11 protein-coding genes are annotated in these 13,113 nt (G+C 60.8%); 6 read left to right on the top strand and 5 right to left on the bottom strand.

The genetic code is table 11. From position 1 onward, the window contains the following. Positions 1 to 128: 128 nt before the first annotated feature. Entirely contained in the window at positions 129 to 1,163 is a 1,035-nt protein-coding gene (gene dapD / locus BLU85_RS07760) for a 2,3,4,5-tetrahydropyridine-2,6-dicarboxylate N-succinyltransferase (RefSeq protein WP_092202214.1), read from the bottom strand. A 32-nt stretch (positions 1,164 to 1,195) separates the two neighbouring features. Next, positions 1,196 to 1,558, bottom strand: a complete 363-nt coding sequence (locus BLU85_RS07755; protein ID WP_123342552.1) for an ArsC family reductase — start codon at positions 1,556 to 1,558, stop codon at positions 1,196 to 1,198. Between the two features lie 293 nt (positions 1,559 to 1,851). On the opposite strand from BLU85_RS07755, the gene BLU85_RS07750 reads away from it, so the two are divergent. Continuing rightward, the gene (locus tag BLU85_RS07750; protein ID WP_092202212.1) at positions 1,852 to 3,498 is read left to right on the top strand and encodes a Na+/H+ antiporter; all 1,647 of its coding nucleotides are present in this window, start codon (positions 1,852 to 1,854) and stop codon (positions 3,496 to 3,498) included. A 312-nt stretch (positions 3,499 to 3,810) separates the two neighbouring features. Then, positions 3,811 to 4,098 carry a DUF6124 family protein gene (locus tag BLU85_RS07745; protein ID WP_092202210.1) on the top strand — a complete coding sequence of 96 codons (288 nt, stop codon included), beginning with the start codon at positions 3,811 to 3,813 and terminating at the stop codon, positions 4,096 to 4,098. A 328-nt stretch (positions 4,099 to 4,426) separates the two neighbouring features. Here the strand turns inward: BLU85_RS07745 and dapC are convergent, their stop codons facing one another. From dapC to map, 3 genes are all read right to left on the bottom strand, one after another. Continuing rightward, complete coding sequence (gene dapC, locus BLU85_RS07740) at positions 4,427 to 5,626, bottom strand: succinyldiaminopimelate transaminase (RefSeq protein WP_018603735.1); 1,200 nt, start codon at positions 5,624 to 5,626, stop codon at positions 4,427 to 4,429. A gap of 134 nt (positions 5,627 to 5,760) precedes the next feature. Beyond that, the gene (locus BLU85_RS07735) at positions 5,761 to 8,463 is read right to left on the bottom strand and encodes a [protein-PII] uridylyltransferase (protein ID WP_092202208.1); all 2,703 of its coding nucleotides are present in this window, start codon (positions 8,461 to 8,463) and stop codon (positions 5,761 to 5,763) included. Positions 8,464 to 8,516: 53 nt separating this feature from the next. Continuing rightward, positions 8,517 to 9,299 (bottom strand): type I methionyl aminopeptidase, encoded by a 783-nt coding sequence (gene map, locus BLU85_RS07730; RefSeq protein ID WP_053118843.1) that lies wholly within the window; start codon positions 9,297 to 9,299, stop codon positions 8,517 to 8,519. 489 nt (positions 9,300 to 9,788) lie between these two features. On the opposite strand from map, the gene rpsB reads away from it, so the two are divergent. The 4 genes from rpsB to frr all read left to right on the top strand — a co-directional run bounded on the left by rpsB (position 9,789) and on the right by frr (position 13,102). Beyond that, positions 9,789 to 10,526, top strand: coding sequence for a 30S ribosomal protein S2 (rpsB, locus tag BLU85_RS07725; protein WP_003198231.1), 738 nt, complete (start codon positions 9,789 to 9,791; stop codon positions 10,524 to 10,526). Positions 10,527 to 10,721: 195 nt separating this feature from the next. Beyond that, complete coding sequence (gene tsf, locus BLU85_RS07720) at positions 10,722 to 11,588, top strand: translation elongation factor Ts (protein WP_092202205.1); 867 nt, start codon at positions 10,722 to 10,724, stop codon at positions 11,586 to 11,588. A 216-nt stretch (positions 11,589 to 11,804) separates the two neighbouring features. After that, the gene (pyrH, locus tag BLU85_RS07715) at positions 11,805 to 12,548 is read left to right on the top strand and encodes a UMP kinase (RefSeq protein ID WP_024779012.1); all 744 of its coding nucleotides are present in this window, start codon (positions 11,805 to 11,807) and stop codon (positions 12,546 to 12,548) included. After that, positions 12,545 to 13,102 carry a ribosome recycling factor gene (gene frr, locus BLU85_RS07710; protein WP_060739001.1) on the top strand — a complete coding sequence of 186 codons (558 nt, stop codon included), beginning with the start codon at positions 12,545 to 12,547 and terminating at the stop codon, positions 13,100 to 13,102. The genes pyrH and frr overlap by 4 nt, the downstream gene beginning before the upstream one ends. Positions 13,103 to 13,113: the final 11 nt, after the last annotated feature.

Genomic DNA, 13,113 nt, shown 5'->3' with positions numbered 1-13,113 from the left:
CTTTTTTGTGGGAGCCAAGCTTGCTCGCGATGGCAGCGACACGGTTTAACTGCAAGACCGTGTCATCGTTCATCGCGAGCAAGCTCGGCTCCCACAAAAGCTCGCCCCCACAGGTGCTGGTGTGAAGCTTAGTTGTGGGCGTGCAGTGCTTCGTTCAGCTCGATGGCCGACTTGTGCGTCTTGCATTCCACCGCGCCGGTCTCGGAATTGCGGCGGAACAACAGGTCGGGCTGGCCGGCCAGGTCGCGGGCCTTGACCACTTTCACCAGTTGGTTGTTTTCGTCCAGCAGGGCGACTTTGGTGCCGGCGGTCACGTACAGGCCCGACTCCACGGTGTTGCGGTCGCCCAACGGAATGCCGATGCCGGCGTTGGCGCCGATCAGGCAGCCTTCGCCGACCTTGATCACGATGTTGCCGCCGCCCGACAGGGTGCCCATGGTCGAGCAACCGCCGCCCAGGTCCGAACCCTTGCCGACGAACACGCCCGCCGAGACACGGCCTTCGATCATGCCCGGGCCTTCGGTGCCGGCGTTGAAGTTGACGAAACCTTCGTGCATGACCGTGGTGCCTTCGCCCACATAGGCACCCAGGCGGATACGCGCGGCGTCGGCGATGCGCACGCCGGCCGGGACCACGTAGTCGGTCATTTTCGGGAACTTGTCCACAGAGAACACTTCCAGCAGTTCGCCACGCAGGCGGGCTTCGAGCTGGTGCTCGGCCAGTTCGGCCAGGTCGATCGCGCCCTGGCTGGTCCAGGCCACGTTCGGCAGCAGAGGGAAAATGCCGGCCAGGTTCAGGCCGTGAGGCTTGACCAAACGATGGGACAGCAGATGCAGCTTGAGGTAGGCCTCAGGGGTGGAGCTCAGTTGGGCATCTTCGGCCAGCAAGGTGGCGACCAAGGGCTTGTGGCTTTCAGCCAGGCGGGTCAACAGGGCCGCTTGTGCGGCATCGACGCCCTTGAGGGCTTCAGCCAGTTGCGAGGCCTGGGCGGTGGTGAAGGTGATGGCCTGGTTGCCTTCGCTGTAGCCAAGGATCGGCGCGATGGCTTTGACGATGTCAGCCGACGGCTTGAGCAGCGGCTGCGCGTAGAACACTTCCAGCCAGGCGCCTTGACGGTTTTGGGTGCCGACACCGAAGGCCAGGCTGAACAGGGTAGTGGACATGAAATTACCTCTACAAAATGGACTGGGCAGGCTTACTTGATCTCTGCCGCATAAATATCTGGCTTGAAGCCAATCAGGGTTCGGTCACCGAGATCGAGCACCGGGCGCTTGATCATCGAGGGTTGGGCGAGCATCAGTTCGATGGCTTTCGTCTGGTCGAGATCGGCTTTGCGTTCGTCGTCGAGTTTGCGAAAGGTCGTACCGGCACGGTTCAACACCACCTGCCAGCCATGCTCGTTGCACCATTGGGTCAGGTGCTCACGGTCGATGCCGGCGGTCTTGTAGTCGTGAAAGTCGTAGCGTACAGCGTGTTCATCGAGCCAGGTGCGCGCCTTTTTCATCGTGTCACAGGCTTTGATGCCGAAAAGGTGCAACGTTTTGCTTGAATCGGTCAAGGAACTGCCCCCTTTGCAGGTGCTGGGAATAAAAGGTGAAGGATTATGCCATGACCGGACGGTTTCGCGACGGCCCAGGTTGTTGTACGCCAAAACCTGTGGGAGCGAGCTTGCTCGCGATGGCGGTCTTACATCCAACATTGATGTCGACACCGCTATCGCGAGCAAGCTCGCTCCCACAAGAGGTGGGGCTGCGACATAGGTGTAACGGCCAAGTTAATCCTAGGCGGTTAATATGGCACTTCAACGGCAAGCTGTTGCCGGATGTGTGTCGCTGCCAGTGGAAAACCGTTATGCAAAGCGCTTATACCGTCCTGATCCTGTTGATGCTGGTAGGCGTGTCGCGCCTGATCGGACGGTTGATCCCGCTGCCGTTGCCCCTGGTACAGATCGGCGCCGGTGCTGTGCTGGCCTGGCCGTCCCTGGGCCTGCATGTGGCCCTCGATCCTGAGTTGTTCCTGTTTCTCTTCCTGCCACCGCTGCTGTTCTCCGACGGTTGGCGCATGCCCAAGCGCGAGTTGTGGCGCCTGCGCGGGTCGATCCTGACGCTGGCGGTGGGGCTGGTGTTGTTCACGGTGGTGGGCGCCGGCTACTTCATTCATTGGCTCTTGCCGAGTATCCCGCTGCCGGTGGCCTTCGCCCTGGCAGCGGTGCTGTCACCGACCGACGCGGTGGCGGTGTCGGCGATTGCCCGCGACCGTCTGCCCGCGCCGTTGATGCACATGCTTCAGGGCGAGGCGCTGATGAACGATGCATCGGGCCTGGTGACCTTCAAGTTCGCCCTGGCGGCGGCCATCACCGGGGTGTTTTCCCTGACCAGTGCGAGCCTGACGTTCGTATTGGTGGCGGTGGGTGGCCTGCTGGTCGGCGTGGCCCTGAGTTGGCTGCTGGGCCGACTGCGGGCGTGGATGATTGCCCGGGGTTGGGACGACCCGGCCACCCATGTGGTGTTCATGTTGCTGCTGCCGTTTGCCGCCTATGTGCTGGCTGAGCGCTTGGGTGCCTCGGGCATTCTCTCGGCGGTGGCGGCGGGGATGATGCAGAGCTGGCTCGACCTGCTGCCGCGCCAGACCGGCACGCGGCTGCTCAATCGCAGTGTCTGGTCGCTGTTGGAGTTTGCCTTCAACGGGTTGATCTTCCTGCTGCTGGGCTTGCAACTGCCGGACATCATCAAGGCGGTGACCCGCCTCGAGCCCACGCTCTGGCCGACGCTGTTCTACCGTTGCCTGGATGTGCTGGCGATTTTCCTGGTGCTGCTGGTACTGCGGTTTGTCTGGGTGCAAAGCATCTGGCGCCTGTCCGGGCTGTTGCGACGCTGGCGTGGCCAGGGCGAACTGACGCCGGTGCCGACCGCACGTTCTTGCTGGTTGCTGACTTTCGGTGGCGTGCGCGGCGCGGTGACGCTGGCGGGCGTGCTGTCGGTGCCGATGCTGTTGGACGCGGGCGAGGCGTTTCCCGAGCGGGACCTGCTGATCTTCATTGCCGCCGGGGTGATTCTGTTGTCGCTGATCGCGGCGTGCATCGCCTTGCCGTTGTTGCTGCGGGGCATCGAAAAGAGCCCTGATGACAAACGGCGCAACGAAGTCCGCGAGGCCTGGCGCAAAACCGCTGAAGCGGCGATTCATGCGCTGGAAGTGGAAGAACCGACCGAGGCGGGCAGTACGCCGGATGCGGCCCAGGCGGCGCTGGCGACCGAGGTCAAGGCACGGCTGATGTCCGAGTATCGTCACCAGCTCGACGTGTTCAACGACTCCGCCGAAGCCCAGGCGCTGGCATTCGAGATGGACCTGCTGGAACGCCGGCTGCGCTTGAAGGCGTTCCGGGCGCAGCGGCTGGAGTTGTATCGCCTTAGTCGTCATCACCAGATTGGCGATGATGTGCTGCGTGAGGTGCTGGGGGAGTTGGATTTGGCGGAGGCGAATTTGGGGTTGGGTAAATAGAAGCCATTGCGCAAAGCTAATTGTGGCGAGGGAGCTTGCTCCCGCTGAGGCGCGAAGCGCACCCAAAACCTGACAACCCGGTATGCCAGGTAAATTGAGTTGACCGCTTGGGGCCGCTACGCAGCCCGGCGGGAGCAAGCTCTCTCGCCACAGAGATGGTGGTCTGTCAGACGCACCGAAGTTTCCGACAAGTTTTTAAGGTCGGAAACGAGGGCTCTAGCCTCTGGGTGTCGCTGCTAATTCAGCGACCGGACGTGAGAATCCGAACTTTCCCTAGGAGCACATACTTCTGCGCTATTTCGCCCCTGAAAGCTGCAAGAAGCCGCTGATCGTGCGCTGGATCATTACCTCAAGCCTGACGACAGCGAGTCAGACCCCAGGCCCTCGGTACAGTTGTTCACCGTGTCGGACAGCGTTGATACCGAAGCCTTGCTAGCCAACCTCAGCGAAACCCTGGCTTCGGCCAATGCGATGCTCAGCGACCTGGCGTTTGGCCTGGAAGGCTCGCGGCGGCATGTGGCGTTGGGAGTGGCGCAGATGATTGAGTTGGGGGCGTTGTTGGCGAACAAGGCGTTGGATCGGGTAGAGCTTCGGACTTGATGCAATAAGTGCCGGCCCCATCGCGAGCAAGCTCGCTCCCACAGGAGGCAGGTGTCGATCACAAGTTTTGTGAACAACACCCGTCCACTGTGGGAGCGAGCTTGCTCGCGATAAATCGAAAGGCAAACACAAAAATCCCGAGCACTGGACCTGTGGCGAGGGAATTTAGCGAAACGTCGCACCGCCCCGTTGGGCTGCGCAGCAGCCCTAAAGCAGTGAACTCAATCTTTCTGGTACACCGAGTTGTCTGTTTTGGGGGCCGCTGCGCAGCCCAGCGGGAGCAAGCTCCCTCGCCACAGCAGCGGTCCACTTCAGCGCGATACAGCCATCAACCCCGACGCTGGATAAACGCGCGGATCCGCTCCGCCGCCTCCACGCATTCGGCCAATGGCGCAACCAGGGCCATGCGCACACGCCCGGCGCCCGGGTTGACGCCATCCACATCGCGGGACAGGTAGGAGCCCGGCACCACGGTCACGTGTTCCTGTTCGAACAGGTCGCGGCAGAACGCTGCATCATCGCCGGCCACGTTCGGCCACAGGTAGAAGCTGCCGTCGGGGCGTTGCACGTCCAGCACCGGGCTGAGGATTTCCAGTACGGCGTCGAACTTCTCCCGGTACAGCGCGCGGTTGGCCCGTACGTGCACTTCGTCGTTCCACGCCGCGATGCTCGCCAGTTGGGTCTGAACCGGCATCGCGCAGCCGTGATAGGTGCGGTACAGCAGGAAACCCTTGAGGATGTCCGCGTCGCCAGCGACGAAACCGGAGCGCAGGCCGGGCAGGTTGGAGCGTTTGGACAGGCTGTGGAACACCACGCAGCGCTTGAAATCCTTGCGACCCAGTTCGACGCAGGCGCTGAGCAGCCCTGGCGGCGGGGTCTGTTCGTCGAAGTACAGTTCGCTGTAGCACTCGTCCGCCGCGATGACGAAGTCATGCTCGTCGGCCAAGGCGATGAGTTTTTTCAGCACGTCCACCGGGATCAACGCGCCGGTCGGGTTGCCCGGGGAACACAGGAACAGGATCTGGCAGCGTTTCCAGATGTCCGGCGAGACCGCATCGAAATCCGGGTTGAAACCGTTCGCGTCCAGGCACGGCAGGTAGTGCGGCTTGGCCCCGGCCAGGAACGCCGCGCCTTCGTAGATCTGGTAGAACGGGTTCGGGCTGACCACCAGGGCGTCGTCGCCCCGGTTGACCACGGTCTGGGTGAAGGCGAACAAGGCTTCACGCGTGCCATTGACCGGCAGCACATGGCGCGCCGGGTCCAGCCAGCCGTTCGGCACGTTGAAGCGACGCTCGCACCAGCCGGTGATGGCTTCACGCAGTTCCGGGATGCCGAGGGTGGTCGGGTACACGGCCATTTTCTCCAGATTGCTGGCCAGGGCTTCAGCCACGAAGCTGGGCGAGCGATGCTTGGGTTCGCCGATGGACAACGCGATGGGGCGTTTGTCGGGGTTGGGCGTGACGCTGCCGAGCAGGGCGCGGAGCTTTTCGAACGGGTAGGGTTGCAACTGGTTCAAAGCGTTGTTCATCGGGGCCTCGTCAATGTGGGCACGGTCCTTGTGGGAGCGAGCTTGCTCGCGATGGCGGTGTGTCAGCAGCCTCAATGCTGGATGTTCCGCCGCTATCGCGAGCAAGCTCGCTCCCACAGAGGGGGATTGTTCGTTCAGATGCTGATGCGTGTCAGGTGAGCATCGGGTTCCTGGTTGACGCTCAGGTGCTGGACGATGGCCTCCTGCAGGCGGCTGCACAGTTGCGGATCGGACAGCGGCTGGTTGTGAGCGTCGGTGATGAAAAACACGTCTTCTACCCGTTCGCCGAGGGTGGCGATCTTGGCGTTTTGCAGCGACAGATCGAACTCCAGGAAAATATGGCCGACCCGCGCCAGCAGGCCCGGGCGGTCCGGGGCGCTGAGTTCCAGCACGGTGACCTGGCGCTGGGCGTCGTTGTGGATCGTCACCTGTGGCGCAAACGCAAAATGCTTGAGTTGGCGCGGTACCCGGCGCTGGATGATGGTCGGGTAGTCCGCCGGGTTGCGCAGGGCTTCGGTGAGGCCGTCGCGAATCTGCTTGACCCGCGCGGGGTTGTCGCCAATCGAGTCGCCGTCGGTGTCGAGCACGATGTAGGTGTCGAGGGTGAACTGGCTGCTGGAGGTAATGACCCGGGCGTCATGGATGTTGAGGTTGAGCTGGTCCATCGCCGCCACGGTCACGGCGAAGAAGTCGTGCTGGTCCGGCGCATAGATGAAGATCTGCGTGCCGCCCTCGAACTCGCGCTGGGTGGTTTCCTTGATCAGCACCAGCGGCCCGCCATCGGCCGGTTGCTGCAGGATCGCGTCGCTGTGCCAGGCCACGTCGCCGGCGGTGTGGCGCAGGAAATAGTCATCGCCCAATTGCGACCAGAGCTGCTCGACATCGTCCGGATCGGTGCCGCCGCGTACCAGGATGTCCAGGGCCGCGCTTTGGGTGCGACGGATCTGTTCTTCGCGGTCCACCGGGTTTTCCAGGCCACGGCGCAAGGCCCGCTTGGTCTCGGTGTAGAGCTGGCGCAACAGGCTGGCGCGCCAGGAATTCCACAGGCTCGGGTTGGTGGCGTTGATGTCGGCCACGGTCAGCACGTAGAGGTAATCCAGGCGCGTTTCATCACCGACGATCTGGGCGAAGTCGTGGATCACCTGCGGGTCGGACAAGTCCTTGCGCTGGGCGGTGGTGGACATCACCAGGTGGTTCTGCACCAGCCAGACGATCAGCCGGCTGTCCCACAGGGGCAGTTGATGGCGCTGGCAGAACGCTTCGGCATCCACCGCGCCGATTTCGGAGTGGTCACCGTGGCGGCCCTTGCCAATGTCGTGGTACAGCCCGGCCATGTAGATCAGCTCGGGCTTGGGCAGCTTGCCCATGAGCTTGCTGGCCAGCGGGAATTTCTCCGACACCTGGGTGTACTGCAGCTTACGCAGGTGCTTGATCAGGTTCAGGGTGTGGGCATCGACCGTATAGATGTGGAACAGGTCGTGCTGCATCTGTCCGACGATGAAGCCGAACTCCGGCAAATAACGCCCGAGAATCCCGTAGCGGTTCATCCGGCGCAGGTTGCGGTGCACGCCGATCTTGCACTTGAACAACTCGATGAACAGGCTGGTGTTGCGGATATCGTGGCGGAAATCTTCATCGATCAGATGACGGTTTTCCCGCAGCAGGCGGATGGTGTCGGCGCGTACGCCCTTGATTTCCGGCTGCTGGGCCATGAGCACGAAGATCTCGAGCATGGCGAAGGGCGTGCGGCGGAACACGTTGGGGTTGCGCGCTTCGATGTAGCCGTCGTGCAATTGGAAGCGTGAGTTGATCGGCTGTGGCGGCTCTTCGTCCTCGGGGGCGAGGATGACTTCCTCGAAGTGCTGGATGATCAGTTCGCTGAGCTGGGCGATGCTCATTACCACACGGTAGTACTGCTGCATGAAGTTTTCGATGGACTGCTTGGCATCCTGCCCTTCGAAACCCAACAGGCCGGCGATGGAGCGTTGGTGATCGAACAGCAGGCGGTCCTCGGAGCGCCCGGCGAGCATGTGCAGGGCGTAGCGGACCTTCCACAGGAATTCCTGGGACGAGGCCAGCAAGGCGTTTTCGCTTTCCACCAGGAAACCTTCGCCGGCCAGGGCGCGCAGGTTCAGCGTGCCGTACTGGCGACGGGCGACCCACAGGATCGTCTGGATGTCCCGCAGCCCGCCGGGCGAGCCCTTGACGTTGGGTTCCAGGTTGTATTCGGTGTCGTTGTACTTGTGGTGGCGGGCCTTCTGCTCGGCGCGCTTGGCCAGGAAAAAATCCTTGCTGGGCCACATGTGCTCGGTGCTGGTGACATCGAGCATGCGCTGGCGCAAGCGCTCGGGGCCGGCAATGGTGCGGCTTTCCATCAGGTTGGTGATCACCGTCAGGTCGGCGCGGGCCTCGTCGGCGCATTCCTGTACCGAGCGCACGCTCTGGCCGACTTCCAGGCCGATGTCCCACAGTAGCGTCAGGAAACGCTCGATGGAATCGCGGAAAACCTCATGGTCGGCGCTGTCCAGCAGGATCAGCAGGTCGATGTCGGAGTAGGGGTGCAGCTCCCCGCGCCCATAGCCGCCCACGGCCACCAGGGCGATGTCGGCGTCTTCGCTCCAATCGAACTGCTCCCAGGCCTTTTGCAGGATGTTATCGACGAACCAGGCGCGGTCCTCGATCAGCCGGCGAATGTCCCGGCCATTGCGAAAGCGCTGGTCGAGCACTTCATGGGCCTGGCGGATCGCCTTCTTGAACGCCGAGATGGGGCTTGCCTTCAGGGCCAGTTCAGCCTGGAACTGGCCGCGGTCGAAGAGTTCGGGATCCACCTGCGGCATTGAATGGCTTTCCTTTCTATCTATATCTAACGGATCTATAGGCTGGGTTCGGATCAGGCGGAAACGCGCGCGATGGTGTCATCGCTACGCAGGGTGAAGATTTCATAGCCGGTCTCAGTGACCAGCAGGGTGTGTTCCCACTGGGCCGACAGCTTGCGGTCCTTGGTGATGGCGGTCCAGCCGTCGCCCAGCACCTTGGTGTCGGCGCGGCCCTGGTTGATCATCGGCTCGATGGTGAAGGTCATGCCCGCCTGCAGTTCCATGCCGGTGCCGGCACGGCCGTAGTGCAGGATCTGCGGTTCTTCGTGGAACACCTTGCCGATGCCGTGGCCGCAGAACTCGCGCACCACCGAGAAACCGTTCTTCTGCGCGTGCTTCTGGATCACTTCGCCGATGTCCCCCAGGCGGCAGCCCGGCTTCACCAGTTCGATGGCCATGTACATGCATTCCTGGGTGACCTTGGACAGGCGCTGGGCCCACTCCGGCACGTTGCCGACATGGAACATGCGGCTGGTGTCGCCGTGATAGCCGTCCTTGATGACGGTGACGTCGATGTTCAGGGTGTCGCCATCCTTCAACGGTTTTTCGTTGGGGATGCCGTGGCAGACCACGTGGTTGATCGAGGTACAGATCGACTTCGGGAAGCCTTTATAGTTGAGCGGGGCCGGAATGGCCTTCTGCTCGTTGACGATGTAGTCGTGGCAGATGCGGTCCAGCTCTTCGGTGGTCACGCCCGGCTTGACGTAGTCGGCGATCATCTCCAGCACTTCGGCGGCGAGTTTGCCGGCGACACGCATTTTGGCGATGTCCTCGGGTGTCTTGAGGGTAACGGTCATACAGGCTCTCTCTGCGCCCGACGGCGCTGTTCAAAACGAAATGGGCGGCGGATGATGACCAGCGCGGCCCTGAAAACGCGATTCTAACAGACGATCAGTACAAAGAACTCCCCAGCCCGAACTCAGCGGCGAGGGGAGCCCCGCTGGTGCGCGCCCGTAGGAGCTGTCGAGCGAAGCGAGGCTGCGATCTTTCTCCAGACGCTTGAGTCTCAAGCGAAAGGTCAAAAGATCGCAGGCTTCGCCAGCTCCTACAACGTCCAGCGGGATGCTGCGACGTTTCGCTAAATCCCCCCGCCACAGAGGATTTCAGAATCCGTGTTCCGTTTTCGCCCTTGCTGTGGTATAAAATGCGCCGCTTTCCGGGGATGACCCCGTAAGCTTAAATCCACACACGTGTCGACACGATGACCTGGGTGCCTTCGGTTATATAGCCGCTGGTTGGTCATTGGGATACGTGGAGGCCAAACCCGACTTATTCAAGGAACTATCATGTCCCAAGTCAACATGCGCGATATGCTGAAGGCCGGTGTGCACTTCGGTCACCAGACCCGTTACTGGAACCCGAAAATGGGCAAGTACATTTTCGGCGCGCGTAACAAGATCCACATCATCAACCTTGAAAAAACCCTGCCGATGTTCAACGAAGCACTGACCTTCGTAGAGCGCCTGGCCCAGGGCAAAAACAAGATTCTGTTCGTCGGCACCAAGCGTTCCGCTGGCAAGATCGTTGCTGAAGAAGCGGCACGTTGCGGTTCGCCGTACGTCGATCACCGCTGGTTGGGCGGCATGCTGACCAACTTCAAGACCATTCGCGCTTCCATCAAGCGTCTGCGTGACCTTGAAGTCCAGTCCGAAGACGGTACTTTCGCCAAGCTGACCAAGAAAGAAGCGCTGATGCGCACTCGCGATCTTGAGAAGCTGGACCGCTCCCTGGGCGGTATCAAGGACATGGGCGGTCTGCCTGACGCACTGTTCGTGATCGACGTTGACCACGAGCGCATCGCGATCACCGAAGCCAACAAGCTGGGTATCCCGGTCATCGGCGTTGTCGATACCAACAGCAGCCCGGAAGGCGTTGACTACATCATCCCAGGCAACGATGACGCCATCCGCGCCATCCAGCTGTACATGGGTTCGATGGCTGACGCTGTGATCCGTGGTCGCAACAACGTGAATGGCGGCACCGAAGTCTTCGCTGAAGAAGCTCCGGCAGCAGCCGCTGAGTAATTGACGCCCCTGGCGTTGACTCAGTAAGCAAAAAGGGGGCTTGGCCCCCTTTTTGCCACCTCGAAAACCATTTGCCGCCAGCGCAGTGACCTGTTTGTAACCTGCCGCGGCCTATAAGCAGTGGTTTTCCAGGAAGAATTGATCGCCCGTTCGATCGGGTGGAATGGTTGAAAACCTATCCAAGAGGATTTTGAAATGGCAGAGATTACTGCAGCGTTGGTCAAAGAACTGCGCGAGCGTACCGGCGAAGGCATGATGGATTGCAAGAAAGCCTTGACCAAGGCTGGCGGCGACATCGAGAAAGCCATTGATGACATGCGTGCTTCGGGCGCCATCAAGGCTGCCAAGAAAGCCGGCAACGTTGCCGCTGAAGGCGCCATCGCCATCAAGGACGACGGCAAGGCCGCCGTTCTGCTGGAAGTCAACTCCCAGACCGACTTCCTGGCTCTGCAGGATGACTTCAAGGCATTCGTCGCTGCCAGCGTCGAGAAAGCCTTCGCTGACAAACTGACCGACGCAGCTCCGCTGATCGAAGCCCAGGAAGAAGCACGCCTGGTACTGGTCGGCAAGACTGGCGAGAACGTCAACATCCGTCGCCTGGTTCGCGTTGAAGGTGATGTGGTCGGTACCTACCTGCACGGCAACAAGATCGGTGTTGCGGTTGTCCTGAAGGGCGGCGACACCGAGCTGGCGAAAGACATCGCCATGCACGTGGCAGCTACCAACCCTGAGTTCCTGCTGCCTTCGGACGTTTCGGCTGAAGCGATCGAGCGCGAGAAGGGCGTTTTCCTGCAGCTGAACGAAGAGAAGCTCAAAGGCAAGCCTGCTGAAATCGCAGAAAAAATGGTCAGCGGCCGTATCTCCAAGTTCCTGGCCGAAGCCAGCCTGGTTGAGCAGGCCTTCGTCAAGAACCCGGAAGTCAAGGTCGGCGACCTGGCGAAGAAAGCCGGTGCTGAAATCGTTTCGTTCACCTACTTCAAAGTAGGCGAAGGCATCGAGAAGCCGGTTGATGACTTCGCTGCTGAAGTTGCTGCCCAGGTAGCTGCTGCCAGCAAGCAATAAGACGGTTTTCATAACTGTCGCCCTGAAGAGGCTGCCCGCTTAACGCGCGCAGCCTCTTTTCGGATGGGGATGCCGATTTTTATTGGTTTCCTGTCGGAACTGGCTTACAAAGCCGTGTTCCGATGGCGCTGTGTCAGCGTCAAGCTAGAGTGAACGCAGGCTGCAAACAGCCTGCAAAGAATTTTTTGAACACATACGCCGCAGGAGAGATTCGCAATGGCTCAGCAGGGCAGTGGTTATCAGGCTCGCTATAAACGCATTCTACTCAAGCTTAGCGGCGAGGCCCTGATGGGCTCGGAAGAGTTCGGGATCGATCCGAAAGTGCTGGATCGCATGGCCCTGGAAGTTGGCCAGTTGGTCGGGATCGGCGTTCAGGTCGGCCTGGTCATCGGCGGCGGCAACCTGTTCCGCGGCGCGGCGCTGAGCGCGGCCGGCATGGATCGGGTCACGGGCGACCACATGGGCATGCTGGCCACTGTGATGAACGCCCTGGCTATGCGTGATGCGCTGGAGCGTGCCAATATCTCGGCCATCGTGATGTCGGCCATTTCCATGGTTGGCGTGACCGATCACTACGACCGCCGCAAAGCCATGCGCCACCTCAACGCCAAGGAAGTGGTGATTTTTGCCGCCGGTACCGGTAATCCGTTCTTCACCACGGATTCGGCCGCTTGCCTGCGAGCGATCGAGATCGATGCCGATGTCGTGCTCAAGGCAACCAAGGTCGATGGCGTCTATACCGCTGACCCGTTCAAAGACCCGCATGCCGAGAAGTTCGATCATCTGACCTACGATGAAGTGCTGGATCGCAAGCTGGGTGTCATGGACCTGACGGCTATCTGCCTGTGCCGCGACCACAAGATGCCACTGCGCGTCTTTAACATGAACAAGCCCGGTGCCCTGTTGAATATCGTCCATGGCGGCGCCGAAGGAACACTGATCGAGGAAGTTCAACAATGATCAATGAAATCAAAAAAGACGCTCAAGAGCGCATGCAGAAATCCCTGGACTCTCTGAACCACGCATTCGGCCAGATTCGTACCGGCAAGGCTCACCCCAGCATCCTCGGCAGCGTCATGGTGCCTTACTACGGCACTGACACACCGCTGAGCAGCGTTGCCAACGTCACCGTGAAAGACTCGCGCACCCTGCAGGTCGTGGCTTTCGAGCGCAACATGCTCGCTGCTGTAGACAAGGCGATCCAGAGCGCCGGTCTGAACCTCAACCCAACTAACTTGGGGGAGCTGCTGCTGATCCCGATGCCGGCCCTCACCGAGGAAACGCGCAAAGGCTTCACCAAACAAGCCCGTAGCGCAGCGGAAGATGCGCGTGTTGCTGTGCGCAATATCCGTCGTGACGCGTTGGGTGAGCTGAAGAAGTTGGTCAAGGATAAGGAAATCAGTGAAGACGAAGAGCGTCGTGCCATCGCTGATATCGATAAGCTGACCAAAGAATCCGAGGCCCAGATCACCAAGGCCACGGACGAGAAAGAAAAAGACCTGATGGCCGTATAAGGGTCTCGTTT

It is taken from the genome of Pseudomonas sp. NFACC14 (assembly GCF_900106885.1).
Classification (GTDB): Bacteria; Pseudomonadota; Gammaproteobacteria; order Pseudomonadales; family Pseudomonadaceae; genus Aquipseudomonas; species Aquipseudomonas fluorescens_AA.
This window is presented reverse-complemented; position numbering and strand designations above follow the sequence as displayed.